Source organism: Mucilaginibacter metallidurans, from assembly GCF_003286435.2.
Taxonomy (GTDB): Bacteria; Bacteroidota; Bacteroidia; order Sphingobacteriales; family Sphingobacteriaceae; genus Mucilaginibacter; species Mucilaginibacter gossypii.
This window is the reverse complement of the sequence record NZ_CP043449.1, coordinates 1608470-1634928: the sequence shown is the minus strand read 5'-3', so window position 1 is coordinate 1634928 and position 26459 is coordinate 1608470. Positions and strand designations below refer to the sequence as shown.

Genomic DNA, 26459 nt, shown 5'->3' with positions numbered 1-26459 from the left:
GCATCAAAATTAGGCCGCTATTAAATCTTTGTATTTTGTTCGGATAGCCATATTACTTATAGCTTGCTCAATTTGTTTTTGAGCGCTTAAATGCCTGTAATTATATCGGAATGTAAATTCCTGCACATACTTATCCTGGTGCTTACGGCTCACCCAGTGGTGTGTTGCCTGTATAGTTAGTTTTAGATGTTTCCAACCGCATTCAATAGCGTTAGAGGTATAGCCGGCATCGTTTTTATATTGCTTTCTACCGTGGTCAACAACTTCGTGTTGGTAGGTATCATTTAAGCCTTTGTAAGCAAACCATTCATCAGAGACTACAATACTACCGGCCACAACGTTAGCCCTTATTAGAGGCTGTATAGTCGCTGTTTTGGTGTCTTTGATGGTCCAACACTTCAAACGTGCGTTCTTATCTATAACCTTCTCTTTTACCGTTCTGCCGGGTATTACTTTATGATCACGCTCAACATAGTGCCTAACCTCTGTTTGAAGCAATCCTAATACGGGCGTTTTGTCAATAAAGGATCGGCCTTGGCTGTGTGCTACTTTTTTATCCTTATGGCGGTTCTTATTCTTTCCACCAACAAATGTTTCATCGCTGGCAATAGTTCCCTCTAATGGCACATCAATTTCGTTGCCGAATACAGCTCTTAAGCGCTGCAGGATAAACCACGCTGTCTTTTGCGTTACGCCAATGTCTTTGCCTAACTGGATGCTGCTAATGCCCTTTTTGTGAAGTGTAAGGTAAATAGCCATAAACCATTTAAGCGTGGCTATTTTGGATGCCTCCATCATAGTGCCTGTTTTAGCGGTGTAGATCTTACGGCATGTTTTACACTTGTAGCGGATGCCATCTTTAAATACATCGGCGCTATGGCCGTCACAGCCTTCATGAGGGCATGACATAACACCATCGGCCCAGCGCCTGGATGCTAAATATTGGTGACAAGATTTTTCATTGGGAAACCTTAGCACTACATCAATGACAGTTTTAAATTCGGTAGAAGATAACATGGTATTGGGGTATTACTGATTATCAATAAAGATAACCAATTAGAAGTTTAGATGATACTCTGCATTTATACGGGCTTGTAACCGTCAATGGCTGCATTACATCTACTCACAGGTAATAACATACCGGGCGAATCAATCAAGCCGTTCTTTGTTATATCTATTAATCGATCCCGCTATTTGCGTTCACCGTGGGAAAGCTTTGCCACGTGCCTTTAGGAGTAGTATACCTAAGACATAGCTATCGCTATGTTTCGCCGAATAACGGCTCTTCAGTTAGGTTAATTAAGATTTTTGGATTGGGTTACGTTTGTATATAATTGCCTAATATTATTAACTTTAAGTAACCAAACTTTAATTTATGGCAATAGTAAAAGAGTTTAAAGAATTTGCAATGCGGGGCAACGTGGTTGACCTTGCTGTGGGTGTTATCATTGGCGCTGCTTTTGGTAAAATTGTTACCTCGCTGGTTGCAGATATTATTATGCCACCTATTGGCATGGCAACCGGGGGTATTGATTTTAAAGATTTAAAGTACGTACTTAAACCGGCTGTTGATAAAACACCCGAAACCGCGATTAATTACGGTTTATTTATCAATAATGTAATTGATTTTTTAATCGTTGCTTTTTGTATCTTTTTAATTGTTAAGGGTATCAACTCTTTGAAGAAAAAAGAAGAAGCAGCCCCGGCAGCGCCACCTGAACCAACTAAAGAAGAAGTTTTACTTACCGAAATCCGCGATTTACTTGCTAAGAAAGCTTAATGGAATTTAGTTCATAGTTGATGGTTCATGGATCATAGTTTTTGTGCTATATGGCTATCTATAAACCATCAACTATTTCCTAACTATCAATCATAGTCACCAAATTTATGGTTCGCGTTTTTTTATCTTAATGACTATGAACCATCCACTATGAACCATGAAATATCAACTATCAAAAGGTTTTTGGCAGCTTAGGATCAGTTAAAATGATATAGTCGGCCATGCCGGCTAATTTGTTCCAGTCGGGCTTGTCAAAACTATCATCCATGTAGGTTGCTATGTTAAGCACACGTAATTTGGGTGCGTATTTTTTAAGTTGGGCTACCGCGCCCAGTTTTTCTTCACTGTGAAAGCCGCCGTTAAGCTGCAATACTTTAAAGCCGGAGTGGTTTTTCAGGAATTTCGCTATCGACCAGCCCATGGTAGCATCCCAAAGGTTTTGCGACTGGTAAATCTGCATGCCCGGCATTGAGGCATGACCTCCCATTATTTTAGCAAATTTATCATAATAAGCCCCGGCAGCGGTATCTATAGGCAGCGGCGCAAGATAGCTTTTAGCCTGCGCATCAAGCTGCTTTAAAGCATCAAGGCCGCCGCGTGTAACCATGTTGGTATAGCGGGTTGGAGCGTTGGCTGCTATTACCGGCAGATGATTGGATTTGGCAAGTTCAACAAGCGGTTTGTAATCCTTATAGTTAGGCCAGGTACGTGCATCTGTTACCAGATTTTTTTCGCGAATAAGCCCCGCGAGATATTCATTCAGCACCAGCTGACAGTCAGTTTGAAACATCTCCATGGAAAGCGCTGTTTTTTGTGGATATTTTTCCGAAAGCTTTTTGAACAAGCTAAACTCCAGATAGTGCGCCGTTGAATCATTATGCTCTTCGCCAAAGAAAAGCACGTCGGCATTGGCCATGTCATTAACAATATCATCGGGCGTGATGATTTTTTGTGCCGATGTGCTATAAATTTTATAATGCGTTGCAGGTAGCTCCTGCGCTATGGTAACAGCCGATAAGAAAATAAAAAGTATGGAGAGGATTAATTTCATTTGTTAGGATAACCTGTTGAATTTACACTTTGTTAATGATTCGGACCTATTTATTCAACTTTTTTTAGCAAATACCGTAGTTCGCGATTGTACATTGTTGCAAAATTGAATCTGTAACAAATAATTAATGTTAAATTTAACTTTTTATTTAATATGATTTGTAATGATAGCTTAGCGCTGTTATTTAGTTCAGACAATGAACAGGATTTCGAATTTAATTATTGCGTATACAATTAGTTTTCCGGAAAAAGTGCCACTGATTTGCAGCCACCGGGCGGCAGCACACATGTTATTATAAATAAGAAAAATAGTGTTTGAATTATTAAATAAAATAACTACATTTGCGCTCTTGTTTTAAAAAGACGAATAGAATAAAATATAGCCATGAAAAGAACGTTTCAGCCTTCTCAAAGAAAAAGAAGAAATAAACACGGTTTCCGTGAACGCATGTCAACTGCTAACGGTAGAAGAGTATTAGCAGCCAGAAGAGCTAAAGGCAGAAAAAGGTTAACTGTTTCTGACGAAGGCAGGCACAAAGCATAATTGAGGTTGCCCTACCCTATTTATAAGGGTTTGGAACCGCTTATCTGCTTTATCCTTCGGTTCAAAAATGGCAACTATGTATACTTTTAAAAAAGAAGAACGGTTATGTAACAAAAGGCTTATTGACAAGCTTTTTCATAACGGTTCTTCTTTTTTATGTTATCCCTTCCGGGTATCCTGGCTTGTCAGCCCCGAGCCACAGCCCCATCCTGCGCAAATTCTTTTTTCCGTTCCTAAAAAGCGTTATAAACACGCAGTTGACCGTAATTTGGTAAAACGACTGATGCGCGAAGCGTACAGGCTCCACAAACAGCAGCATCTTTATGATATTCTGCAGCAAGCGGATAAAAAGATAATTGTTTCGGTAGGCTATGTAGGCAAAGAAATTGAACCATACCTTTTCATCGAAAAAAAAATGCTGAGGATGCTTGCCCAGCTTTCAGGTGAATTAACTGCTGCAATACCAGTCACGGCTAATTAACATGAATGGGCTTATGGATACAATCACCAGGTTTTTAAAAGCAATAGTTGGGGGAGTTTTCATCATTCTGATCAAATTTTACCAATATTTTATATCGCCGCTTTCGGCTGCATCATGCCGGTATACACCCACCTGCTCGCAGTACGGTGTTGAAGCCATCAGGAAGTATGGCGCTTTTAAAGGTGGTTGGTTAACCATAAAGCGCATTGCCAGTTGTAATCCCTGGGGTGGTCATGGGCATGATCCGGTACCATAAATTTATAATATGAGCCTTATACTTCAAATAGAAACAGCAACAACATCCTGCTCGGTAGCACTTGCCCGCGATGCCAAGGTTTTGGACTTTAAACAAATAAACGTCCGTAATATCCATGCTGAAGTTATTACTTTATATATAGATGAATTGCTGAATAAATCGGGAGTAACTTATAACGAGCTTGATGCTATTGCTGTAAGCAGCGGTCCGGGGTCATACACCGGTTTACGAATAGGTGTATCTACCGCCAAAGGATTGTGCTTCGCCCTTGACAAGCCATTGATAGCGGTTGAAACACTTGAGGCTATGGCTTATGGTGTTATTAACAGCCCGGGGGTTGCTGCTGATGGTAATATGCTGCTATGCCCGATGATAGATGCCCGCCGAATGGAGGTTTACACAGCATTATTTGATGCAGCCGGCAATAGAGTGCGTGAAACAGCTGCTGATATTATAGAAGGAAACAGTTTTGCCAACTATTTGAAAGACCATCAGATCTTGTTTTTTGGTGATGGTGCCGAAAAGTGCAAAGGTGTTTTAAGTGAAAGCCCAAATGCCTTGTTTTTGGATGATTTTGTAAATTCGGCAACATATCTTACCCAACAAGCAGCTCAAAAATTTGCTGATGGCGCATTTGAAGATTTAGCTTATTACGAGCCTTACTACCTTAAAGATTTTATAGCCGGGAAAAAAGCTCTTTAATTATTGGTTTTAAAAATACGGCCAAACAAACGGCCCAAAAACCCTTTTTCGCCCATGGGGATATAGCTGGAATTCATGGGATGTTCAATTACCCGTCCAAATTTCAGTGAAAAGCCCAGGAAGATATCCGCCCCGCTATAGTTGCCTACCCTATTTATTTGATTGGTATTATTTAAAGCGGCCAGAGTAAGGCGACCCGTATTTAGTAAGCGTTCGGAACCTATAAAAAATTCGACATTAGGGGATTTTACCATAATTTGTGCGCCGAGATTAAATAATTTATAATCGTCATAAGTGGCCGTTAAGGTAGCTATCAGGTTGTTTTTCTGTACCGAGTTAACCATTGCACCGGTAAAACCGGAAAAGAACATTTCTTTTTGTGCTACAACTGTTGGGAAATATCTGTACGTTTTTTCATCATCAAGCCAATAGCTTTTAGATACACTCAATTCGGCTTTGGCATTGGTTTTTGTATTAAATGAGGTAACAACTCCATTGCCCCTGACTAAGTCATATACAGCATTATATATATTCTCATCACGATGCTGGGATGTAATATCTGTTATGTTTGTTGTGTTATTAAAATCAGTAATGGTTGAGCGCTTGTTCCAGTGAATAAAGCCAAGGTCTTTGATGTTACCTTGTATCAGTATCCCATCCTCTGTTCGGTAAGTTGCACCCATTGATATCGATGCGCCTGGGTTACGAAACGTTGGTAAAAAGTCTCGTCCGTCCAGTCTGCCCGGTACATAGCTCCTGTAATACCGTCCCCTCATATAAACGTCGGCATTGTCATTGTCGGGATTTGCCGGGTCCCGGTTAATCTGCAGGCTCGACTCCTCCACATCTATTTTGTCATATTGAACACCAGACAGGTAGCTCAGCTTAAACCCTAACGACAGTTGTTTATTAACCTGCTCCCGGTAAATATAACTTAACTGGTCATACATCTGCACCCGATAATGGTTGTTGAATATATTATCATAATTATCACGCGCAAAATTTGACGGTCCATCAAGAAAAGCAATAGATTCATCGGAGATCACGCCTTTACCTTCTACTTTAGTTTGGGCCGAAAAGCCCATTTCAACATTCCCGTTTAAGCTGGTGAAAAACTTGAGCATTACCGCATAGGCATTGGCATTTGCATTGAAATGATTTAAAGCATTTTGGCCGATGCGCAGTGATGAGGTATTATAATATGAAGGGCTTGCAAATGCGCGGCTTTTCAGCGGCCGTTGTATATCGCCGGTTACATAAAAATTAGCATCGAAATTCGGGATGAAAAAATTGAATGCTACCCCCGGCTCGAATCGGGGATAAAGGCTCTTTGTGAAGGATTTTCAAATGAATCGTAAAGCGTGCCGGTATTATATTGCGAAAACTGTTGAGCCGATACGGATAAAGAACAAAAAATAAAGAAAAGAATAGTAAAGAAGATTTTATTCATAATTGGCTCACATATCTTGCCCCGAATCTACTTAAAGAAAAGAACTCAAAGCTGATTGTCTGTAAATTTTTTACAAATTGCTATTTGTAATGTTTTACGAAATTGGGCGGGTATTGTTGTGTAAACGTAAATAAATTTATTTTTTAACTCCACTTGTATCCGGAACATTTAGCCGCATACAAAAATTGGTATAAAAGTTTTTGTCGGATGCAGTGAGTTGGAAGGCCGCACCATAATAATTTTTCCAACCGGGGTCGCTGTTTTCAAAAGCATCGTAAAAAGTCCTTTTTAAATCGCGTTTTAATATAGGCTGCATGTTTTTAAAGTTAATAAAGAAGGCCACATTGCTCCTTTCGGCCAGCAAATTATCAAACTGGGTATACTGATCGGTTTTTCCTATGAATTTGCGGTTGAAGTAGGTGTCGTTATAACTTTCTAACTCGGATACCGAAGTGGCAAGTATGAGATAATTATCAATGATCAGAAAGTAAGGTTTCCGGAAAATGCTGAATGCATCGCCCAATAAAAAGAAAGGCAGTTTTTCATAATTAAACTGGCCAACTTTATCAGTAACCATATTACTGATGTTCATCATCACCGGAAAAAGCTTTGAGCCATCCTTAACAGAAATGATGGCAAATTTTTCAAAGTACCGCGTGGTAACTATCGCGAACTCGTTACCGAGCAGCTTTTCAAACTCGGGTTTTACAAACAGCCCTGCTTCTGATTTTACCTTATTCAAAAGTTCATTCTTTTCCTTGCCCACTCCCGCTTTATCATGCCATTGCGAAAGGTCGGCTTCAAACTTTTTAGGATCTGAAACGGCGAAGCTTGTGCTGTAGGCAGTTGTAGCCGGGAAAATATCTTTTAAATGATTCTCGACAGGTTGCTGGGCCGAAAAAATGTTTAAATAACTGGTTGCATTATTTCGTTTAGTGGTGAAACCGTTAAACATCAAAGCATCGCTTTTGTAATTTAAGTTTAATGCCGCATAGGCCGGCAGCATTCTAAAGCTCTTAAAAAGATCGGTAGTTTTATTAAGGAACAGCTGATCAAAAAACGGGTTAAACTGGTTGTAATTAATATAAAGATTGGCAAGTGAATTGGCGTTTTGCTGCTCAGGCAACGGTACAAAGCCATTATGGCCTTTATTCTGTTGGTAGATGGCGCTATGATCAACCAAATCTTTTGAAAAACTGCCCGAAAATATATTGTCGCCGGTTTTAATGAGGTAAAAATGTTTATTGAGCGGCTTAACATATATATTATAACCCTGGCTTGCCGCTATTTGCATAGGCGCTATTTGTAAAGCGCTTTTGGCATTGCCTGTTAAATGATTAAACATAGTTGCGGAAAAAGCTTTTGATGCCGAGGTGGTTACGAGCAAGTCTATATTATCATTATTTGTAGGATGAAGGGAAACGAAAATGTTTTGGCCTGTAAAAAATTGATCAAGCTGTGGAGAGGCAATAAGCAACTTGCGTAAGGTGTCAAGTTCATGTAATTTGCCGGGGCCAACAAAAGTGCTCAAGAGCTGGTTGCCGGCAAAAATATCATAAAATCCCTTTTCATTACCAAACTCAAATATTGCCACCGCATTATCAGGAATAGCGCGCATAACCTGCCCGGTACGCACTCCCGGCGGACTTAAATTTTTAAAATATAACACCGTTACCAGCACGGTAGCTATAATCAAAAATATAGTGGTTACTATCAGTCGTTTCATAGCAGGGGCGTGCAGCAAATATAGAATTTTACCCCACGGCGTTAAAGTAATACTTTCAATTGGTTAACTTAGCTTTTTATATCGCATGAACAAACAAATAATTATTACCGCTTCGTTTTTAGGTATGCTGGCCGTTATCACCGGCGCTTTTGGAGCCCACGGTTTAAAAGCGTTGCTTGCCCCCGCCCAGCTTGAGGTTTGGCATACTGCTGTACAATACAACTTCTATCATGTATTTGCTTTGCTTTTTTTAGCAGTTTTTGCGCGGGAAAAGAGCGGTGGCTTAATATCAGCAGCTTACTACCTGTTCACTTTCGGCATTATATTCTTTTCAGGTTCGCTGTACCTGTTGTCATGCCGCGATCTGCTTGGCTGGAACTGGCTTATAGCCATGGGGCCAATTACACCCATTGGTGGTTTGTTGTTCATTTTGGGCTGGCTGATGCTGGCATTAGCTGCTATCCGCAACAAATAATAAACAATGTTAGAGTTTGCCGAAATTGAACATACCGACCGTGAAACACTTTTTGCCGAAGTGATTTTGCCATTGGCTATTTCAAAAAACTATACCTACCGGGTTCCTTATGATCAAAATGATGCTGTTGCTATTGGCAAAAGAGTGGTGGTGCAGTTCGGCAAAAGCAAGCTTTATACAGCCATTGTTAAAGAGATAGGGAAACTGGCGCCCGAAAAGTACGAAGCAAAATATATCATCGAGATCCTGGATGACCGCCCGGTTGTAACTCCCAAGCAGCTCGAATTTTGGCAGTGGCTGGCAGATTACTATATGTGCAACATAGGCGAAGTTATGAACGCCGCGCTGCCATCGGCATTGAAGCTGGCCAGCGAAACCCGCATCATACTTAACCGGGAATATGAGATAGATAAAGCCACGCTTCACGATAAAGAGTTTTTAATTGTTGAAGCCCTCGAAATTCAGCCGGAACTTACCATAAGCGATATTACCAAGCTTTTGGGACAGAAAACTGTAATGCCGATATTGAAGCTGATGTTTGAAAAAAACATCATCAACATATCCGAAGAAGTAAACGAACGTTATAAGCCCCGCAAACGCACTTTTATTACACTTAACCCGGTTTATAACAACCAGGATAATCTGCGGGAGCTATTCCCGATATTGGAAAAGCGCGCGCCTAAACAGGCCGATGCCCTATTAGCTTACATCAAGCTTTCCCGTCATCAAAAAAGCATCACCAAAAACGAACTTATCGAAGAAAGCGGTGCAGGTGAATCAAGCATTAAATCGCTCATTGAAAAAGAGATCTTCTTTTCGGAGGACAGGAACGTTAGCCGCCTGCATTTTGAGGAAGAAGGAGAAGAGGGCAACAACTTTGAATTGAGCGAACAGCAAACGGAGGTACTTCAAAGTATCCGCGGGCAGTTTAAAGAAAAAGAAGTAACGTTGTTGCATGGCGTAACCTCATCAGGCAAAACACAATTATATGTAAGGCTGATAGAAGAGATTGTACGCAGCGGGAAACAGGTACTTTACCTTTTGCCTGAAATAGCCCTAACAACACATATTATTGAAAGGTTACGGACGTATTTTGGTGCGGATATCGGTGTTTATCATTCGCGTTTTAATGACAATGAGCGGGTTGAGGTTTGGCAGAAAGTTTTAAGCGGAGAGTATAAGATTGTGCTCGGCGCGCGGTCGTCTGTGTTTTTACCTTTTGCCGATCTGGGATTGATCATTGTTGATGAAGAGCACGAAACATCATACAAGCAATTTGATCCGGCGCCGCGCTACAACGCACGCGACACCTCGATTTTTTTGGCTAACATGCACCAGGGTAAAGTGCTTTTGGGTTCGGCCACGCCATCCTTTGAAAGCTACTATAACGCCCGCACTCACAAATACGGTTTTGCAGAGCTCACCGAACGCTTTGGCGGCGTTGAGCTGCCCGATGTGCAGGTAGTAAGCATCGCTCATGAAACCAAACAAAAAACTATCCAGTCGCACTTTACCAGTGTGCTGATGGAGGGCATCAAGCAGGCACTTGAAAATAAAGAGCAGGTGATTTTATTCCAAAACCGCCGCGGATATGCCCCCATCCTGATGTGCAAAGTATGTGCTTATACTCCCAAATGTATCAACTGCGATGTAAGCCTTACTTATCATAAAAGCAGCGGCAAGCTGCATTGCCACTACTGCGGTTACAAGGAAGATACACCATCCATTTGCCCCGCCTGCGGATCTACCCACCTGGAATATAAAGGCTTCGGTACCGAAAAAATTGAAGATGAACTGAGCGTTTTATTGCCCGAAGCCCGGATTGCCCGGATGGACCTTGATACTACACGATCACGGAATTCCCTGCAAACTATCCTCAACGATCTGGAAGAGAAAAGGATAGATATATTGGTTGGAACCCAGATGGTGGCCAAAGGGCTTGATTTTTCAGATGTAACGCTAATTGGTATTATTAATGCTGATAGCTTGCTAAAATTCCCTGACTATAGGGCAAACGAGCGTGGTTATCAACTACTTGCACAGGTAAGCGGCAGGGCCGGCCGCCGGGGTAAGCAGGGCAAAGTAGTTGTGCAAACCTATGATATTTATCACCGGGTGTTAAAGCAGGTGATTGATAACAACTACGCCGATCTTTATTTTACCGAGATGGAAGAGCGGAAAAGCTTTAAATACCCTCCCTTATACCGGATCATTAACCTCGATATCAAGCATAAAAATCCCGATGTGCTCCATAACCAGGCAGAGTACCTCGGCGCGCGGCTCCGGGAGCATTTTGGCGAGCGGGTGATTGGCCCGGAGCAACCGCTCATCAGCAGGATCCGCAATTATTACATTAAAAGCATTATGCTCAAATTTGAGAAGGATGGGATCTCTATCATAAAAGCAAAAACTGTTTTAAGGGATGTGATCACTCAGTATTATACAACCAAACTTAGCACGGGCAGTATTGTACAGCCCGACGTTGATCCGTATTAATACAATCTTGAGCCGTGCCGGGCGGGAATTTTCTGATTAACAAATTGTGTATCTTAGTTAAATGCATATTGAACGCTTTACGCCCGGCGAAATACTAAAGCCTTTTATACGGCAATACGTTTTTATCGTGACTGCAAATGATCTGGTCAATCGTATTTTGCCCGATACATCGCTGGTAATGGCATTCAGGTACGGTGGCAAGATTAGCGATATTACCGAGGCACATAGCGGTAAGCTTCCCTCTTCTTTGATCACCGGCTTAAAAAAATCGCCCAGGCTAATTAATTACGCATCAGGCACGGGCAATATGCTGGTTTTATTTAAAGCAGCCGGCGCGACAGCGTTTTTCAAAAATCCGCTTCATGAATTGTTTGAAACAACTCTGCCGCTTGATAACTTTATTGACCTGTGTGAATTATCCTTAATTGAAGAACAACTGGCAGAAGCTGCCAATAATCAGCAACGGGTAATCATCACCGAACAATTTCTGCTTAAACATATTGAAAACTACAAACAGGACCAGTTGATCATATCTGCCCTGCAAAAGATCCGCTTATCAAAGGGCATGATCAAAATTAAGGACCTTGCCGATACTCATTATATAAGCCAGGATGCATTTGAAAAACGCTTCAGACGAGTGGTTGGTACTTCGCCAAAGCAGTTTTCCAATATTATTAAGATCAGGTCGATAGTTGATAGTAAACCTAAAAACGGTTCGCTCAGCCAGGTAGCTTTAGAAGCCGGGTACTTTGACCAGCCGCATTTCAACAAGGAATTTAAACTGTTTACAGGGTTAAACCCTACCGATTTCTTCAAAATACCAAGGGCCTGGTAAATCAATGATTTTTTACAAGTATTGGGCGTTGATTGTGCTGAATTTTGGAACAAAAACAAGGATTATCATGAAACAGATATTTATAGATCAATTTATTGTTCCCGCAACAGCTCAACAGGAATTTAAAGGACGTATGAAAGTCAACCGCGACTTTATAAAAAAGCTCGACGGATTTATTGAAGACCGTGCCTTTGAGCGCTATGATGACCAAGGCAACCTCATTTGCATTACAACCGCCATTTGGCAAAACGAAGATGTTTTACAAAAAGCTAAAGAGGCAGTGCAGCAGCTATATCAGCAACAGGGCTTTGATATGAAGGCTATGTTGCAAAGGCTAAACGTAAGCATGGAAAGGAACACTTACCGGGAGATTGCCGATTAGAAAGCAGCAACATATAATCGACACATAAAACGTTTTATATTGAATTAAAAGAACAGGCAAATATTACCCGGCCTAATTTTGCCGGGTAAGCCCGTTTTGTAATTTAATTTCTGATAGATTTGTGTTACGATTATAGTTTTATGACAATAACCAACTCCGATTTTAAAATAGATGTAACCTCCGAAATTGGCACACTCCGCACATTGCTTATTCATAGTCCGGATAGCGGTTTAGGCAAAGTTGTGCCTTCAAAGGCGCAGGACTGGCTTTTTGAAGATATAATTCATCTGGATACGGTACGCAGGAATGAATATGATTACTACGTAAAGCTGTTGCTCTATTTTCTTGACCCAGATAAAATAAAAGGCAGGCTGCATCAAATTGATGATGAAAGTACGCGCCGTTCGTTTTTTAAACCTGATAATGCTGGCTTCCATTCTTCAGATAAGGTTATCGAGATCCAAACCCTGCTGGCTGATATTTTACAACAGCCGGATATCCGTAAAAAACTGGTAGCTTCTGTATGCGCGGTTGAAAGCTGCAATTACCGTTTACAACAGCAGCTTACCGATACCGCCCCGGTTGAACTGGCCAAGATCTTTATTTCGGGCTCGTTAACAACCGAAGAAATGATCTTTGCCCCTATCCCCAATCTTATTTTTTCGAGGGATCTGGGTATAGCAGTGAATAATCATATGCTGCTCAATAAGCCGGCAAAGAAAGCCCGTTTCCGCGAAACTTTGCTGATGCGTTACATATTTTTCAATCATCCGCTGTTTGAAGCTTATCGCGATAATATTTTGGAGATTCCTGAAACCGCGCAGCATTTTTTACGCCCGGGCGAAGACGCGGAAGGCCGCACAACTTTAGAAGGCGGCGATGTGATGATGGTAAGTCCTGATCATTTAGTGATTGGCTGCAGCGAGCGGACATCTGTCAGCGGGGCTAATGAAGCTATCAGGCTGTTATTTGAACATGATGTAGTTAAGAAGGTAACCATCGTAAAAATTCCAAACAAGCGTGATTATATGCATATCGACACTGTTTTTACGCAGGTAAAACGCGATACCTGGGTGTTGCTCCGCTCACTTGCGGTGGCCGAAGCCCCTATTGAAGAACGGGAGCCGATATCATGGTTTGCCGATAAAAAACAAAAAGAACGGGCGGAAATTGTACAGTTTGAAAAAGATAAAAAACCGAGGCTATTTGGTTGTATTGAGGACCTGCTTTCTGACATCAGCGAGAACGACCTCAAAAGCGGCGTAAAAACCAAGTTTATTTACTCGGGCAACAACACCTTCCCCTTTGATGCCCGTGAACAGTGGACGGACTCCTGCAATCTGCTTGCCCTAAAAGAAGGCGTTGTTGTTGGATATGATCGGAATGATAAAACTGTAGAGGCTTTTAAAGAAGGTGGCTTTAATGTGATCCGGGTAGCCGAATTGCTTCAAAAATTTGAGAATAATGAACTTGATCCGCATAGTTTAACCGATACGCTGATATTAATGCCATCAGCCGAACTTTCTCGTGCCCGCGGTGGTTTCCATTGCATGAGCATGCCGGTATTGAGGGATGGTGTAATTTAAGTTATCATCGAGTCATTTGGTCATTAAGTCAATGCTGAGCATGATTTATTGCAATCAAAAGTGACTCAATGACCTAATGAAATAATGACAAATAAGGAATGAGTCAATCAACATCACATATATTAATGATCCGCCCGGTTAATTTCGGGTTTAATGAAGAAACTGCAGCAAGTAACGCTTTTCAAAACGCTAATGCCGAAAAAAATGGTGTACAGGAAAAAGCTTTGACTGAGTTTAACGGAATGGTCAACATTTTGCGCCATAATGGTGTGAATGTTACTGTTATAGATGATACACCTCAACCCTACACGCCCGATTCGATATTTCCGAATAACTGGGTATCGTTTCATAATGACGGTGGCGTTTTCCTTTACCCTATGCAGGCCGAAAACCGCAGGCTTGAGCGCAGGGAAGATATCATAACCGATTTGGAGGATAAATTTAAAGTAGCGCATGTAATTGACCTGAGCCGTTTTGAGCATGAGCACCGCTTTTTAGAAGGCACCGGCAGTATGGTGCTTGACAGGGATAATAAAATAGCTTACGCCTGCCTCTCGCCCCGTACAGATAAAGAGGTGCTTAACTATTTCTGTGAACAAGCTGGTTATCAACCGATCAGTTTTGAGGCCGTTGATGAAAAAGGGAAAGCCATTTACCATACCAATGTACTGATGTGCATTGGAACTGAATTTGCAGTAATCTGTTTGGATAGCATCCCCAACCCACATGAAAGGATAACTGTTATAGATTCATTGAAATCCTCGCACAAAGAAATTATTGAAATCACTTTTGAGCAGATGAACCAGTTTGCCGGTAATATGCTTGAAGTGAAAAACAAAGCGGGCGAAACGTTGATCGTGATGTCGCAAAACGCTTTCAGCGCTTTGAGTGAAGCACAGCGTTCCGCTTTACAACAGTATGGAAAGCTGGTTTATACTGATATCAATACCATTGAAACTAATGGCGGCGGCAGTGCAAGATGTATGATGGCTGAGGTGCATTTACCGGCTATTTAAATTCATCTGTTAACAGCGTACAACGCTATCAGATACTTGAAGAGGAAAACAATCACAGCTATAACTGCGAGTAATAACAATTGCTTCACTAAATATTTAGGCATGGCTAAATCGTGATTAAGATATAAAGAGGACAATTTAATTATTACAATGCAATTTATAGCCTCTGCACATTTTTCACAAAAATTGTGTCTTTATTGTATAACAGCAACTTACGACAATAGCTTATCTTTAAACATACGTTATTAATTATGATTTTTTTACCAACGAATAAGCCCCTTTATTAGGGGCTTATTCGTTAAGTATCCACTTGAACAGCTATTCAGGTTTATTCGGTAATGAAATAGGTATAAGCCTGTTTTTGCTTCATTTTTGAGCGTACGCGTTTAAAACTATCTTCAATGTCTTTACGCTCGTCTTTTTCAGTCACTTCCATAAAGGCTTCCTGGTAATAACCTAAGGATTTATTCCAGTCCTTTTGTTTTTCATAAAACAAGCCAAGCAGCTCAAAGGTGCGGGCCTTGTTCACTCCCGGTGTGGTTAAAGCCTGGGCCGAAATGGTTGAAACCAGCTTATCCATTCCCAGGTATACTACCAGGTCAAGATAATGGGTGTAATTATCCGGAAAAGATGGCTCCAGCTCCATACAGGTTTTAAAATGATAACCTGCGGTTTGGTAATCCTGGATCTTGTAATAGTAGATCATCCCTAACTGGTAATGTGCCCTTGCAAAAAAAGGCTCATCTGTAATGATCTGGTTTAATATGTTTAGGCCTTTAGGTGTTTCACCGAACGATAGTTCATCAACAGCCTGTAGGTATTTTTCTTCTATTGAATAATAATTGTCCATATAAAATTTCAAATTCAGTTAAGCTTACGTTTATGTAAGGCTTAATGTTATACTAATGTGGTAAATGCAGGATCGGTTCGGGTGCTTCAAAAGCACTACACCGGAGTAGAGAAGAGAATTATCGACACAAAACCCTTCTGCTGCGGCACCATGGGCCACATTATTGTTGAGCAGATTGATTTATTAAATAGCATCGGTTTGTACTTTATTAATGCAAACCTACAATTATTGAACGAGAAAAGCAAGAGAGGAAGTGTTCATGCACAGCTCAATGCCCTGTGCATGAGGTTTATTGCCTTTATATGACTTGAAAAAGCAACGTAAAAAAATAGCAGCTTGAAATTAAGCTGCTATTTCATTTTGTTTAACTGCCTCAATCAGGAAGTTGTTTTTTAATTCTTTTTCAGAGATCATTATGCTGAAATCATCAAACTTAATGCCATGTTCAAGCGGATAAAGTACATAGCCGCGTTTAAGGGCATCATATGCGCCAAGTTCAAATATTTCGTCGTGCTTTTTGCCTTTTATTTTCGCACCGCTTACTAACTGGTAAGCGTCGGATATGGTTTCAAAATTATTGTTTTTCATAGTACAGGTAGCTATACAATTACTTTGCCAATTTTTATGCAAACCAGTCGAACAAATCGTTTTGTTTTAAAGAAGCTTTGTCCGTACCCGATAAATCATTAATAATCAACCCTTCGCCCATTTGTATTATTCGTGTGCCATAATTAAAAGCATCCTTCAAATTATGCGTAATGAATACCGCCGTTAAATTAAATTCGCGGATCAGTGTATCAGCTGTCCGCATTACCACGTCGGCCGAGCGTGGGTCGAGGGCGGCGGTAGGTTCGTCAAGCAATAAAACTTTACAACTATCCATCACACTCATCAGCAGGGTAAGCGCCTGCCGCTGCCCGCCCGATAAAGTACCCATCGGCTGATCTATCTTATCCTGCAAACCCATGCCAAGGCCGGCTACTTTTTCCCGAACCTGTTTTTTAAAAGTATCATTTACCCCAACGGATAAACCTTTTCTTTTTGTGCGGATAGATGCCAGCCGGAAATTATCTAATATGCTCAAATCTGGCGCAGTGCCACTCAATGGGTTTTGAAATACCCTTGCAATCCACCGGCTGCGTTTGTAATCAGGCATGTTGGTTACATCGTTACCGTCGATACTTATAGTACCATTATCGGGCGATACGCTGCCGGCAATTAAATTAAGCAAGGTGGTCTTGCCTGAGCCATTCGAACCAACTATCACCAAAAACTCACCGTCTTTGATCTCCAGTGTAATGCCATTAACCGCGTTTACCTGGTTGGCTTTACCTTTATTAAATGTTTTATGTACGTCGGTTATCGTTATCATGATGATCTTAATAAGGATAAACGCGGCAGGCTTACAATTACCAGCACAAAACCGGCGGTAACTATTTTAAGTAATTTAGGGTCGACACCAACTGAGAGTGTAAACGCCAAAACCAGCTGAAATATCACTGCCCCTGCTAATACCAATACCAGGCTTAACCATACCGAGGTAAGCTTAAACCAGTTAATTAATGTTTCGGCAATGATCACCGATCCTAACCCTACTATCACAATCCCAATCCCCATGCTGATATCTGCAAAACCCTGGAACTGGGCTACCAGGTAACCGCTCAAAGCCGTGAGCGCATTGGCCAGTGCCAGCCCGGTAATTTTCATCCTGTCGGTATTTACGCCTAATGAACGGATCATGGATTCACTGTTACCTGTAGCCCGCATGGCTATGCCAAAATCGGTTTTGAGCAGGTAGCCGATCAGAAAAGTGATCACGATAACAAAAATGGCAAGGATCCAGAATGTATTTTGATTAGGGTCGCTCACAACACTTACTATAGTAAATAACGAAGGCAAATTGATGAGCGGTAAATTTGAGCGGCCTAAAATAGTAAGGTTAACCGAGTAAAGCGCCGTCATGACCAGGATGCCGGACAGCAGTGCATTGATCTTTAACTTGGTATGAATAATACCGGTAAGCGCCCCCGCTGCTGCGCCTGCCAAAATCACAGCAGGTAAAATAACATAGGCAGGCTGATGATTGGTCAGCAATACTGCCGTAACCACGCCACCCAGTGTATAACTTCCATCGGTTGTGATATCCGGAATATTGAAGATTTTCATGGATATATAAATCCCCAGCGCTATGGCCGAAAAGCATAGGCCCTGCAGTAAAGCGGTAAGGTAAAAATCCATTTATTTTACAGGCTCAAAATTTGGCGGAATGGTAATATTGTATTTTTTAGCAGCAGCCGGGTTATATACCCTCTTTCTGACCTTTACCATTTCGGGTTGCAGGCCATCGGTTTTATGAGTTTTAAGAAATTGGGCAGCCTGCTCGCCGGCCTGGTACCCCCATTGATAAATATCAGCCCCAAAAGCAGCGACGGCTCCACGCTGTACCAAACCTGCTTCGCTTGTAAAAATCGGGATGTTTTTTTGATTACAATTTTTAAGGATAGTTTCAAAAGATGCAAAAACGGTATTGTCCGGATTGGCAAAAAAAGCGTCGATGTTTTTGCCCAATAGCGACTGCGTAACCAGCTGCGCATCGGCCGAGGTATTTAACGGAAGTGCTACAATATCAACGTTTAGCCCTGCGGCCAATGATTTAATACGGTTTAAGGCATCGGCCGATTGCGGCTCCGATTGATTATAGATCATCCCGATTACAAGCTTTGCTCCTTTGGGCTTAAGCAGTTTGGGAATAATGCTAAACGAAGTATCGATATAATTTAGCTCTTCTACCGCACCAAAAAGGTTGGCGGGTGCTTTCCCGCTTGCATCAACTACCTTCATGCGTTCGGCAGTTGGGGATACCATGGCGAAAACGGGGATATGTTTTGTTTTTTGAAGCGCTGTTACTGTTGATAATGTTGTACATGTTGCCAGCAGGTTTACACTATCAGTAACAAAGTGGTTAACAATTTGCGTAAGCGTTGGGATATCGCCCTGGGCATTGCTGTATTCAATCTGAACGGTTTTCTTATCTTCGCTGAAACCATTTTTGTTCAAGGCATCAGTAAAACCTTTGCGGGCCTGTGATATGGTGGCATCTTCAAAAGCATCAACAAAACCAACTACAGGCACCTGCATTGATTTAGTTTTGGGTTTACAGGATACGAAAAAAACAAGCACTATAGCTACCGGCAGATATTTGATAAACTTCATTTTACTAAATTAACTTTTTAGCCGTAAAGCTGAAAGTACAATGGCAAAACCCGAAAATTGTTTTACAATAAGATTATCATTATACGAAAGCTTAAAGCAGAACACACAAAGCCAAACCGGCAAGCCAATTACAAAGTCGTTTAATTATGTATAATAATTTACCGCATTACCTTTCCAGGCAACGAGCTTAACAACTATTCAACCCTAATATGATTAAAACACAATAAGTTTAAAGCAGATCTTTAAGCCCGGCAAAATTACTGATGGTTGCTACCATGCCATCAGGCACAACGCCAAAACCATAATTTGCAAAAATAAAAGGTACACCGGCTTGTTTGGCGGCATTATAATCGCCCATGGTATCACCTACGTAAACCGGGGCTTTCAATTGATGATCATTAACCACATCTTTGATATTATCGGCCTTAGGGTTTCCTTTTGTGCCGAAACACTGGTGTCCAAGAAAATGGCCATGCAATTGGTTCAGATCCAAAAACAGTTCGATATAACCGTTTTGGCAATTGCTTACAATATAAAGCTTATAGTTTGCGGCAAGATATTTAAGCGTTTCTTCTAACCCGGGGTACAGCTCCCCTCCTTTGGTATGTAATATTTCCAGCTCACTTACAGCACAAAGCGATTGTACTTCTTTACGTTGCTCAATATTTAGTTCCGGGAATAATTTATCAAAAATGGCATCGTAGGTCATTCCGGTGATGGAACGCACACGTTCCTGCGTCATTTCCTCTTTAATATAATCAACCTTGCTTATAGCTGCCTGCCAAGCAAGAGCTACGTTTGCAGTGCTATCCCAAAGTGTACCGTCAAGGTCAAAAATTATGCTGTCGTATTTATTTTTAAGCGAATCATTCATATCGCCGGCAAAAGTAAAAGTTTTTTATTCCTGCCGGCTATCAGATTGATGTTAATTTAGGAAGTAAAGAAATATGGAGTTATTGAGCTGTAAGTACCCTTATCATATTATTAAAAGTATCAGCCACATAAACCTTCCCTACTCCTACAGACAGGCCATAAGGAACTGAGAAACTTGCCTTAGAACCCTCTCCATCGGCCAATCCCGAAAAACCTGTACCCGCAACTGTGGTAACCTGTCCAAAAGTATCAACAGCCCTGATAAGATGGTCTGAATCCCCTACATAAATGTTACCCTGATTGTCGGCGGTTATACTTACAGGTGCGTTAAAAGTAGCAGTATTACCAGCACCATCTACTGAGCCTTTGATTCCGTTACCGGCCAATGTCGAAACAACGCCATCAGAAGTAATCTTCCTAATCATGTTATTGCCCAAATCTGTTACGTAGAGGTTACCCGACAAACCAATTACAATACCTGTAACCTGTGAAAAACTTGCTGCAGTTCCTGTTCCATTTGCTGAGCCACTTACACCCGAACCTGCAAACGTAGTTACAACACCGGCCGGAGTTATTTTACGGATCTTATAAACATCGGCAACAAATAAATTTCCACTTCCATCTACCGCTATTCCGGTTGGCGCACTGAAGCCTGCAGCTGTGCCTGCACCATCAACCCCGTTCGCCCCTCCCCCCGCCAATGTAGTAACAGCACCTGCCGAAGTTATTTTCCTGACCACTTTACCTGTACTTTCGGCTACATATAAGTTACCGTTCCCATCCAGTGTTATATCCTGAGGATTGTTAAAACTGGCAGCGGTACCAATACCGTCAGTGTCTCCCTGCGCACCACTCCCAGCAAAAGTAGTAACTACACCAGCCGGGGTTATTTTACGGATCAGGTTATTGCCAGCATCAGCTACATAGATATTGCCTGCTGCATCTGTGATCATACCGCTGGGCCTGTTAAAAGACGCTGTCGTTCCGGTGCCATCAGCTTTGCCCGGATTTATATTGCCTGCAAATGTGCTTACTACAACCTTTAGCGCCTGGGGAGCGTTATCATTATTTTTTTTTGAGCATGCGGAAACAGCAAGTAGAACTATTAGGCATGATATGGTCACTTTAAAAAAGGCTAATTGAGTTTTTTTCATAATGTAGTTTTAGATCGATGACCTCTTAATTGGTTTTATTGTAGACAAATGTAGTGAGCCAAATGAATTAAAATCAGGAAAAGCTAACCTGATTAAACACTAATATCACAACTGAAAATTTATTCATCTTTTAAACAAGATTACGAAGATAAACTGCTGTTTGTAACAGCGTAAAAAGTTTAATTTTTTTTATCGATCTTATAACGTTATATCAAATTTTCTTTCTACATTTAACTATTCATCTGTATCTATTAAAAAATGCGTAAAACTACGTACGCAAAACGGTGAAATCCCTGATTATTTTTTATAAAGCGTTGGTTATTTTTGGAGCATAATATGTTTCTGAACATCCGGAGGCATCTTTTAAAAACTTATACCTTGCTTATGAAATTATTCTACCATTTTCTTGTTTTGGTTGCGGCGTCTCTCATTTTGGTAGCTTGTGCCAATATGTTTTCCTCAACACCCGAAAAAAAAATCGATAAACCTGCGCAACGCAGCGGCATCTACTTTGGCAAAGATTCATTGTATAATTCAGAAACAAACACCCGGCTCACATTCTCGGATTCTTATTACCATGATGTTTTAAACCGGTATACGAGCGGCAACCACCAGGCCTGGCACAAAATCAATAACAATTTATTTATTGCCGCAAATTACCTGGGCCTTAACCCAATAGAAAAATAATTTAGTTTAATAGTTAGTTAGTTAGGAACAGTTGTAAACAGTCGCCGCAGAACGCTCCGACTGTTTTTTTATGATCAGAATTTGGGAAATGAACCCAGGCCAAAAAATATCGCGAATAAAGGAATAGCCAACAAAAAATATGCTTTTGCCAATTGTCTGTCATCGGCATTCCCAACTACAAATACATTATATAGATCGGCTTTCAGTGATTTAAGTTTCGCTTTCATGATAATAGATTTTAAGTAATTATAAACAGCTTAATTTCAAATACTTATTTAATTTATATAAATCAAGCTTGTTATTATTATGACTGTAGCGGCGGATTTTGGTTTAAATGAAAATGCCCTTAATTTTTTAATCAAGGGCATCTGTATGTATTTCAGTCAATTAAATTATTTCGTTTTATCCTCGCTCATCTCCGGATGATAATGTAAGCCCGGTGTAAGCCAGTGCAAAAGCATCACCCTTGAATACCTGAAATTAAATGGCGCTAAAACTACCGCTACTCCTAAAATAACAGTTACATACAACCAGGGGTTACTGCTGCCTGTTAAAACGCTGATAGCAACTGCCAATGTAACCATCTCAGCAACGTTAAGCGCATAACTGGCAAACATGGCTACATAAAAATAACCGGGTTCACGCTCATACACCAGGCCGCAGTGTGAACATGTTTTATGCATCTCCTGTCCTTTAAATTCATACATACCGGTAGCAAACAGGTCGCCGCGCCTGCAACGCGGACATTTGGCGTTTACAAAGGCAGACCAGGCGGATAATTTATATTTAGGGGTTTCCATAACGTTATGATTTATTGTTTAAGGTTTTTTTTCTGAATTCTTCGGGGTAATGCCCTCAATTTTTTTAAAGAACTTGGTAAAATAGGAGTTATCACTAAAATTTAGGTTAAAAGCTATCTCACTTATATTAAGTCGCGGATTGGTCAATAGCCTTTTTGCTTCAAGCAAAGTTCTGTTACGGATCACCTCTCCTGCCGACAGGCCAAGCACATCTTTACATACCGCGTTTAAATGATTGGGGGTAATATAAAGCAGTTCTGCATAATCTTTAGGGAGCTTTACATCGATATAATGCTGTTCAATCAGCTTCTGAAAGTTACGGATCAGCGTTTGATTATAGCCCTGTTTGCCAAAGCTATCGCCTTTGCCCTGGCAACGATTTATCAGAATGAAAAGCTGAAGCATAAGCACCCTTACCATATCGCTACCCAAAACTGCAGGCTTTTCAACTTCAGATACAATCCTTTCAAAAAGGGTAATGATTTCGGGTAACTGGTTGGCAGGTAAGTCAACCACCTCATCCCTTGGATTGCCGTTCAAAAAGTTAAAATTGTCAAAGTAGCCTGAGCGTAATAAAAACGACTGGATAAACGAGCTTGAGAAATTGATAATATAACCGTCAGTAAAACCTTCAAAAGCCCATGAATGCACCTGCCCGGGAATCATAAAGTAAATCTGCCCCGGCCTTACCTCAAAGCTTTCAAAGTCAATGGTATGTGATCCTCCTCCATCAGTAAACAATACCAGGTGGTAAAACGAGTGGCGGTGCGGGAAGAAAAGGTTTTTATGAGCATCCAAATAAGACGCAAACCTGCTGATCAGGATGTCATCCTGTTTAATATCATCCGCAAGTGTGCAAATATCAATTGTGGGAATACTTTGTAACATGACACAAAACTACACACAATAGCTTTGCCCTTAATGGTACTATTTTTATTTTGTATGGTACTAATCAACGATCGACAATTTTTTGATAAATCACGTCCATTTTTGGATGATATCTTCCAGCCGTTCAAAAGTAAAAGGTTTACTTACAAAATCTTTCATACCGGCCTGGGTGCATTCACGCTCATTTTCGCTAAGCACGTTGGCTGTCATGGCAATAATAGGCGGAGCGCCTTTACCATGCTTTGTTAATATATGGCGGGTAGCCTGTAAACCATCCATTTCGGGCATTTGAATGTCCATGAATATCAGATCGTAGTTACACTGCTCAACCATATTTACCGCAGCCAGTCCATTTTCGGCAATATCAATATTATAACCAACCTTTTTAAAAATCTTACTGGCTATTAACTGGTTCATTTTATTATCCTCGGCTAATAAAATGCGTAACGGCCGGTACTGAAAAGCTTCCTTTTCATCCGGTTGCATCTCCGGTTCAATAATGCCATAGGTAACATGTAAAGGCAAGATAAAGCTAAACAATGAGCCCTGGGCTTCCTTACTTTCTACCCAGATTCTGCCGTGCATCATCTCCACAAGTTTTTTGCAAATGGATAAGCCCAGCCCCGTACCGCCATATTTGCGCAAAGCAGTAGTATTTACCTGTGTAAATGGTTTAAATAACTGTGCTAATGCCTCTTCACTTATGCCAATCCCGTCATCTTTGATGCTAAAGGTTATGTCCTGGACGTTGTTCCTGATCTCAGATGCTGTGACGCGTAAACTTACCGAACCTTCGTCGGTAAACTTAATGGCATTTCCGATCAAATTAACCAGGATTTGCTGAAGCCTGCCCTCATCTGCTATTACATAGTTTGCCACATTAGCATCAACATCATAGGTTAAGCTTAGGGGTTTGTGAAGGGATGTAATGGCCGGTTCAGTAATTTCAATAACTGTTTTTATGCAGTTACGCAAATGCGTTGAAACCGGGTGAAGGACCAGTTTATCTGCTTCGATTTTTGAAATATCAAGAATATCACTGATGATGTTAATCAATAAATTACTGCTCGATTGTAAAGTTTGAAGCAGTTCCTGCTGCTCGGGCTGTAAATTAGTACGTGATAGCAATTGGGCGGTACCGATGATACCGTTAAGTGGTGTGCGAATTTCGTGGCTCATATTGGCCAGAAAGTTCGATTTGGCAAACGTGGCAGCTTCAGCCTGGTCACGTGAGGCCGAAAGTTCAATTTGAGAAGCCTGTAACTCTTCACCCTTACGAATCAGGTCGCGCTTATCGGTTTCGTGGCTTTTTTTAATAAAACCTACCAGCAGCCCAACAGTCAATATGTTTACTACAGCCGATGTGATGAGGTCAGATTCTTTTGATGCCGTACTATCATAAGGCTGTACTAAACCAGGAAAATGTTTTTCGATAAAGTAGCATCCTAAAAATATAGCTATCAGCGCGCCGATAAAAATATAATGATATCGCTTTTTTACAAGCAGTGTTATAAGTACAATAAAAAAGACTCCCGAAAGCGTTGTTGATCCGGAGATACCGCCATTGTAAAACCAGCCCGGAATAATTGCAAACAGCCCTAAGCAAATGTAAATGACGGTTACATCCTCTTTATACTTAACAAACCTGCTCCTGTAAAAAGCCCAGCCCGACATCAGGATTACAAAAAGCTCGACAAGCTCAAGTTTATAGCTTAAACCTAAAAACAAATTGCAGACCAGCGAAAAAATGCTGCTGGTACAAATGAATAATGAGAGCACATTAAACAGCTTGTTCTCCAGCGACAAATCAGGCATCCCGTAGCCAATAATCCGCTTAAGCTTTTCCATTTAAAATAAAAAATTAATTAGAGAGAACTCTTTATACTCAAAAACAGGGAGTTCGGTTTAGTAAATAAACTATTTTTCAGGAAATATTTAAAACTTTAGTGTTTAAAAAGATAAAAAACATGTTATTATTGTTTAATAATTAAATTAAAAAAACAATATAATTATTAAGCAATTCAAAATCAGCATTTAAAATATTAATCAGATGATTAAAAACAACAGCGCGACCTTCATTTGAAAAGCCCGCTGCTATATATAGTTAAATATAAATTAATATTTAATAAGCGCTGGCGATATTCAGCATCTCAATTGCTTCATTATTTAATTTCAAAGTGGCTGATTCAAAAAGATCATTGAGTTGCTCCAAACTGGTGGCACTAACAATGGGTGCTGTAATACCAGGCCTTGCAATTAACCACGCCAGTGCAATTGCCGACTGACTGGTTTGATACTGCCCGGCGAGGTCATCCAGGGCTTTTAATATTCTGTAGCCTCTTGGGTTAAGATATTTTTTGACCATACCGGCGCGGCTGCTTCCCTTCAGGTCGGCTTCCGAACGGTATTTACCGCTTAAAAAACCGCTGGCCAACGAAAAATAACTGATCACCCCAAGGTTTTGCTCTTTAATGAAAGGCTCGTAAGTAGTTTCATATTTTTCCCTGTCGAACAGGTTATATTCGGGCTGAAGCGTTTGATATGCTACCAGGCCTCTTTCAATACTCGTTTTGAGCGACTCATGCAACCGTTCGACAGACATATTGGAAGTCCCTATAGCCCTCACCTTACCGTCCTGCATCAGTTGATCATAAGCACGCAGGGTTTCTTCAACCGGGGTTGAAGGGTCATCGTAATGGGTTTGATATAAATCAATATAATCAGTTTGCAAGCGCTTTAATGAAGCCTCGGCCGATTTAATAATGTAATCCTTTTTAAGCCCTTTACTGCCCGAATCCATTTCGGCGCCTACTTTAGTGGCTATAACTACTTTATCGCGTTTGCCGCTTTGCCTAAGCCAGTTACCAATTTCGGTTTCCGATTCGCCGCCTTTATTGCCCTCAACCCAGCGCGAGTAAACATCAGCGGTATCGATAGTGTTAAAACCGGCATCTACAAATGCATCCAATAAAAAGGCTGTATCTTTACCTTTAACAGTCCACCCAAACACATTGCCGCCAAAAACCAATGGCGCTGTTGATATACCGGATGCTCCTAATTCACGATTTTCCATAATAATTTATTTAGGGTATTACAGGGATAAAGCGGTGTTAAGCGTATTTGTTTGTCAGCATAATGAAATAAAGGCTCAATCTGCAATGATGTTACAAAACGCACAAAACTTAACAAATTAGAGATTGAGAAGACATATCCTC

Annotated in this window: 28 protein-coding genes; 12 read left to right on the top strand and 16 right to left on the bottom strand. The window is 40.9% G+C overall.

Annotated elements, in window-relative coordinates; genetic code table 11:
- Positions 1-9: 9 nt before the first annotated feature.
- Positions 10-1017, bottom strand: coding sequence for an IS1595 family transposase (locus tag DIU38_RS07250; RefSeq protein WP_112654301.1), 1008 nt, complete (start codon positions 1015-1017; stop codon positions 10-12).
- A 358-nt stretch (positions 1018-1375) separates the two neighbouring features.
- Between DIU38_RS07250 and mscL the strand changes: the two genes are divergently transcribed.
- Positions 1376-1780 carry a large-conductance mechanosensitive channel protein MscL gene (mscL, locus tag DIU38_RS07245; protein ID WP_090527064.1) on the top strand — a complete coding sequence of 135 codons (405 nt, stop codon included), beginning with the start codon at positions 1376-1378 and terminating at the stop codon, positions 1778-1780.
- A gap of 172 nt (positions 1781-1952) precedes the next feature.
- On the opposite strand, the gene DIU38_RS07240 is transcribed toward mscL, so the two are convergent.
- Positions 1953-2831, bottom strand: coding sequence for a ChaN family lipoprotein (locus DIU38_RS07240; RefSeq protein WP_112654302.1), 879 nt, complete (start codon positions 2829-2831; stop codon positions 1953-1955).
- A gap of 384 nt (positions 2832-3215) precedes the next feature.
- Between DIU38_RS07240 and rpmH the strand changes: the two genes are divergently transcribed.
- From rpmH to tsaB, 4 genes are all read left to right on the top strand, one after another.
- Entirely contained in the window at positions 3216-3374 is a 159-nt protein-coding gene (rpmH, locus tag DIU38_RS07235; RefSeq protein WP_083878950.1) for a 50S ribosomal protein L34, read from the top strand.
- A 76-nt stretch (positions 3375-3450) separates the two neighbouring features.
- Positions 3451-3855 (top strand): ribonuclease P protein component, encoded by a 405-nt coding sequence (locus tag DIU38_RS07230; RefSeq protein WP_112654303.1) that lies wholly within the window; start codon positions 3451-3453, stop codon positions 3853-3855.
- Between the two features lie 13 nt (positions 3856-3868).
- Positions 3869-4111, top strand: coding sequence for a membrane protein insertion efficiency factor YidD (gene yidD, locus DIU38_RS07225; protein ID WP_167516103.1), 243 nt, complete (start codon positions 3869-3871; stop codon positions 4109-4111).
- A gap of 9 nt (positions 4112-4120) precedes the next feature.
- Positions 4121-4813 carry a tRNA (adenosine(37)-N6)-threonylcarbamoyltransferase complex dimerization subunit type 1 TsaB gene (tsaB, locus tag DIU38_RS07220; protein ID WP_112654304.1) on the top strand — a complete coding sequence of 231 codons (693 nt, stop codon included), beginning with the start codon at positions 4121-4123 and terminating at the stop codon, positions 4811-4813.
- On the opposite strand, the gene DIU38_RS07215 is transcribed toward tsaB, so the two are convergent.
- Both DIU38_RS07215 and DIU38_RS07210 read right to left on the bottom strand, forming a co-directional pair.
- Complete coding sequence (locus DIU38_RS07215) at positions 4810-5937, bottom strand: DUF5723 family protein (protein ID WP_149354054.1); 1128 nt, start codon at positions 5935-5937, stop codon at positions 4810-4812. The genes tsaB and DIU38_RS07215 overlap by 4 nt on opposite strands.
- A 462-nt stretch (positions 5938-6399) precedes the next feature.
- Positions 6400-7989: a hypothetical protein gene (locus DIU38_RS07210; protein WP_112654306.1), complete on the bottom strand. Its 1590-nt coding sequence runs from the start codon at positions 7987-7989 to the stop codon at positions 6400-6402.
- Between the two features lie 85 nt (positions 7990-8074).
- Here DIU38_RS07210 and DIU38_RS07205 point away from each other — a divergent pair, with 85 nt between their 5' ends.
- The 6 genes from DIU38_RS07205 (at position 8075) to ctlX (ending at position 14779) form a co-directional block, all read left to right on the top strand.
- The gene (locus tag DIU38_RS07205; RefSeq protein ID WP_090527050.1) at positions 8075-8464 is read left to right on the top strand and encodes a DUF423 domain-containing protein; all 390 of its coding nucleotides are present in this window, start codon (positions 8075-8077) and stop codon (positions 8462-8464) included.
- Positions 8465-8470: 6 nt separating this feature from the next.
- Positions 8471-10960, top strand: coding sequence for a replication restart helicase PriA (gene priA / locus DIU38_RS07200; protein WP_112654307.1), 2490 nt, complete (start codon positions 8471-8473; stop codon positions 10958-10960).
- 61 nt (positions 10961-11021) lie between these two features.
- A complete protein-coding gene (locus tag DIU38_RS07195; RefSeq protein WP_112654308.1) occupies positions 11022-11795 on the top strand; it encodes a helix-turn-helix transcriptional regulator in 774 nt (257 codons plus the stop codon).
- 67 nt (positions 11796-11862) lie between these two features.
- A complete protein-coding gene (locus tag DIU38_RS07190; protein WP_146750301.1) occupies positions 11863-12177 on the top strand; it encodes an antibiotic biosynthesis monooxygenase in 315 nt (104 codons plus the stop codon).
- A 140-nt stretch (positions 12178-12317) separates the two neighbouring features.
- Positions 12318-13763 (top strand): arginine deiminase family protein, encoded by a 1446-nt coding sequence (locus DIU38_RS07185; protein ID WP_112654310.1) that lies wholly within the window; start codon positions 12318-12320, stop codon positions 13761-13763.
- A 98-nt stretch (positions 13764-13861) separates the two neighbouring features.
- Complete coding sequence (ctlX, locus tag DIU38_RS07180) at positions 13862-14779, top strand: citrulline utilization hydrolase CtlX (RefSeq protein ID WP_243770792.1); 918 nt, start codon at positions 13862-13864, stop codon at positions 14777-14779.
- A 328-nt stretch (positions 14780-15107) separates the two neighbouring features.
- On the opposite strand, the gene DIU38_RS07175 is transcribed toward ctlX, so the two are convergent.
- The 7 genes from DIU38_RS07175 to DIU38_RS07145 form a co-directional block, all read right to left on the bottom strand.
- Complete coding sequence (locus DIU38_RS07175) at positions 15108-15629, bottom strand: tetratricopeptide repeat protein (RefSeq protein WP_112654312.1); 522 nt, start codon at positions 15627-15629, stop codon at positions 15108-15110.
- 342 nt (positions 15630-15971) lie between these two features.
- Positions 15972-16217 carry a hypothetical protein gene (locus DIU38_RS07170; protein WP_112654313.1) on the bottom strand — a complete coding sequence of 82 codons (246 nt, stop codon included), beginning with the start codon at positions 16215-16217 and terminating at the stop codon, positions 15972-15974.
- A 34-nt stretch (positions 16218-16251) separates the two neighbouring features.
- Entirely contained in the window at positions 16252-17001 is a 750-nt protein-coding gene (locus tag DIU38_RS07165) for an ABC transporter ATP-binding protein (protein WP_112654314.1), read from the bottom strand.
- The gene (locus DIU38_RS07160) at positions 16998-17867 is read right to left on the bottom strand and encodes an ABC transporter permease (RefSeq protein ID WP_112654315.1); all 870 of its coding nucleotides are present in this window, start codon (positions 17865-17867) and stop codon (positions 16998-17000) included. The genes DIU38_RS07165 and DIU38_RS07160 overlap by 4 nt, the downstream gene beginning before the upstream one ends.
- Positions 17868-18842: an ABC transporter substrate-binding protein gene (locus tag DIU38_RS07155; RefSeq protein ID WP_112654316.1), complete on the bottom strand. Its 975-nt coding sequence runs from the start codon at positions 18840-18842 to the stop codon at positions 17868-17870. It abuts the gene before it with no gap.
- A gap of 229 nt (positions 18843-19071) precedes the next feature.
- On the bottom strand, positions 19072-19716 hold the full coding sequence (locus DIU38_RS07150; protein ID WP_112654317.1) for an HAD family hydrolase: 645 nt from the start codon (positions 19714-19716) through the stop codon (positions 19072-19074).
- 79 nt (positions 19717-19795) lie between these two features.
- Positions 19796-20869: an NHL repeat-containing protein gene (locus DIU38_RS07145; RefSeq protein ID WP_112654318.1), complete on the bottom strand. Its 1074-nt coding sequence runs from the start codon at positions 20867-20869 to the stop codon at positions 19796-19798.
- A 384-nt stretch (positions 20870-21253) separates the two neighbouring features.
- Between DIU38_RS07145 and DIU38_RS07140 the strand changes: the two genes are divergently transcribed.
- Positions 21254-21556: a hypothetical protein gene (locus DIU38_RS07140; protein ID WP_146750302.1), complete on the top strand. Its 303-nt coding sequence runs from the start codon at positions 21254-21256 to the stop codon at positions 21554-21556.
- A 74-nt stretch (positions 21557-21630) separates the two neighbouring features.
- Here the strand turns inward: DIU38_RS07140 and DIU38_RS32945 are convergent, their stop codons facing one another.
- The 5 genes from DIU38_RS32945 to DIU38_RS07120 all read right to left on the bottom strand — a co-directional run bounded on the left by DIU38_RS32945 (position 21631) and on the right by DIU38_RS07120 (position 26317).
- Entirely contained in the window at positions 21631-21783 is a 153-nt protein-coding gene (locus tag DIU38_RS32945) for a hypothetical protein (protein WP_167516102.1), read from the bottom strand.
- 165 nt (positions 21784-21948) lie between these two features.
- Positions 21949-22356 carry a DUF983 domain-containing protein gene (locus DIU38_RS07135; protein ID WP_112654320.1) on the bottom strand — a complete coding sequence of 136 codons (408 nt, stop codon included), beginning with the start codon at positions 22354-22356 and terminating at the stop codon, positions 21949-21951.
- A gap of 18 nt (positions 22357-22374) precedes the next feature.
- The gene (locus DIU38_RS07130) at positions 22375-23244 is read right to left on the bottom strand and encodes a helix-turn-helix transcriptional regulator (RefSeq protein WP_149354053.1); all 870 of its coding nucleotides are present in this window, start codon (positions 23242-23244) and stop codon (positions 22375-22377) included.
- A 90-nt stretch (positions 23245-23334) separates the two neighbouring features.
- Entirely contained in the window at positions 23335-25092 is a 1758-nt protein-coding gene (locus DIU38_RS07125; protein ID WP_112654322.1) for an ATP-binding protein, read from the bottom strand.
- Between the two features lie 274 nt (positions 25093-25366).
- Positions 25367-26317: an aldo/keto reductase gene (locus tag DIU38_RS07120; protein ID WP_112654323.1), complete on the bottom strand. Its 951-nt coding sequence runs from the start codon at positions 26315-26317 to the stop codon at positions 25367-25369.
- Positions 26318-26459 lie beyond the last annotated feature (142 nt).

Excerpts from the sequence above, each read along its gene's own strand:
- DIU38_RS07140 (WP_146750302.1), top strand. The coding sequence starts at position 21,254 with ATGAAATTATTCTACCATTTTCTTGTTTTGGTTGCGGCGTCTCTCATT.
- DIU38_RS07145 (WP_112654318.1), bottom strand. The coding sequence starts at position 20,869 with ATGAAAAAAACTCAATTAGCCTTTTTTAAAGTGACCATATCATGCCTA.
- DIU38_RS07160 (WP_112654315.1), bottom strand. The coding sequence starts at position 17,867 with ATGGATTTTTACCTTACCGCTTTACTGCAGGGCCTATGCTTTTCGGCC.
- DIU38_RS07185 (WP_112654310.1), top strand. The coding sequence starts at position 12,318 with ATGACAATAACCAACTCCGATTTTAAAATAGATGTAACCTCCGAAATT.
- DIU38_RS07175 (WP_112654312.1), bottom strand. The coding sequence starts at position 15,629 with ATGGACAATTATTATTCAATAGAAGAAAAATACCTACAGGCTGTTGAT.
- DIU38_RS07250 (WP_112654301.1), bottom strand. The coding sequence starts at position 1,017 with ATGTTATCTTCTACCGAATTTAAAACTGTCATTGATGTAGTGCTAAGG.
- DIU38_RS07190 (WP_146750301.1), top strand. The coding sequence starts at position 11,863 with ATGAAACAGATATTTATAGATCAATTTATTGTTCCCGCAACAGCTCAA.
- mscL (WP_090527064.1), top strand. The coding sequence starts at position 1,376 with ATGGCAATAGTAAAAGAGTTTAAAGAATTTGCAATGCGGGGCAACGTG.
- DIU38_RS07165 (WP_112654314.1), bottom strand. The coding sequence starts at position 17,001 with ATGATAACGATAACCGACGTACATAAAACATTTAATAAAGGTAAAGCC.
- DIU38_RS07195 (WP_112654308.1), top strand. The coding sequence starts at position 11,022 with ATGCATATTGAACGCTTTACGCCCGGCGAAATACTAAAGCCTTTTATA.
- ctlX (WP_243770792.1), top strand. The coding sequence starts at position 13,862 with ATGAGTCAATCAACATCACATATATTAATGATCCGCCCGGTTAATTTC.
- DIU38_RS07155 (WP_112654316.1), bottom strand. The coding sequence starts at position 18,842 with ATGAAGTTTATCAAATATCTGCCGGTAGCTATAGTGCTTGTTTTTTTC.
- DIU38_RS07230 (WP_112654303.1), top strand. The coding sequence starts at position 3,451 with ATGTATACTTTTAAAAAAGAAGAACGGTTATGTAACAAAAGGCTTATT.
- yidD (WP_167516103.1), top strand. The coding sequence starts at position 3,869 with ATGGATACAATCACCAGGTTTTTAAAAGCAATAGTTGGGGGAGTTTTC.
- rpmH (WP_083878950.1), top strand. The coding sequence starts at position 3,216 with ATGAAAAGAACGTTTCAGCCTTCTCAAAGAAAAAGAAGAAATAAACAC.
- DIU38_RS07130 (WP_149354053.1), bottom strand. The coding sequence starts at position 23,244 with ATGTTACAAAGTATTCCCACAATTGATATTTGCACACTTGCGGATGAT.
- DIU38_RS07205 (WP_090527050.1), top strand. The coding sequence starts at position 8,075 with ATGAACAAACAAATAATTATTACCGCTTCGTTTTTAGGTATGCTGGCC.
- DIU38_RS07125 (WP_112654322.1), bottom strand. The coding sequence starts at position 25,092 with ATGGAAAAGCTTAAGCGGATTATTGGCTACGGGATGCCTGATTTGTCG.
- DIU38_RS07170 (WP_112654313.1), bottom strand. The coding sequence starts at position 16,217 with ATGAAAAACAATAATTTTGAAACCATATCCGACGCTTACCAGTTAGTA.
- DIU38_RS07120 (WP_112654323.1), bottom strand. The coding sequence starts at position 26,317 with ATGGAAAATCGTGAATTAGGAGCATCCGGTATATCAACAGCGCCATTG.
- DIU38_RS07215 (WP_149354054.1), bottom strand. The coding sequence starts at position 5,937 with ATGCTCAAGTTTTTCACCAGCTTAAACGGGAATGTTGAAATGGGCTTT.
- DIU38_RS07135 (WP_112654320.1), bottom strand. The coding sequence starts at position 22,356 with ATGGAAACCCCTAAATATAAATTATCCGCCTGGTCTGCCTTTGTAAAC.
- tsaB (WP_112654304.1), top strand. The coding sequence starts at position 4,121 with ATGAGCCTTATACTTCAAATAGAAACAGCAACAACATCCTGCTCGGTA.
- DIU38_RS07150 (WP_112654317.1), bottom strand. The coding sequence starts at position 19,716 with ATGAATGATTCGCTTAAAAATAAATACGACAGCATAATTTTTGACCTT.
- DIU38_RS07240 (WP_112654302.1), bottom strand. The coding sequence starts at position 2,831 with ATGAAATTAATCCTCTCCATACTTTTTATTTTCTTATCGGCTGTTACC.
- priA (WP_112654307.1), top strand. The coding sequence starts at position 8,471 with ATGTTAGAGTTTGCCGAAATTGAACATACCGACCGTGAAACACTTTTT.
- DIU38_RS07210 (WP_112654306.1), bottom strand. The coding sequence starts at position 7,989 with ATGAAACGACTGATAGTAACCACTATATTTTTGATTATAGCTACCGTG.
- DIU38_RS32945 (WP_167516102.1), bottom strand. The coding sequence starts at position 21,783 with ATGAAAGCGAAACTTAAATCACTGAAAGCCGATCTATATAATGTATTT.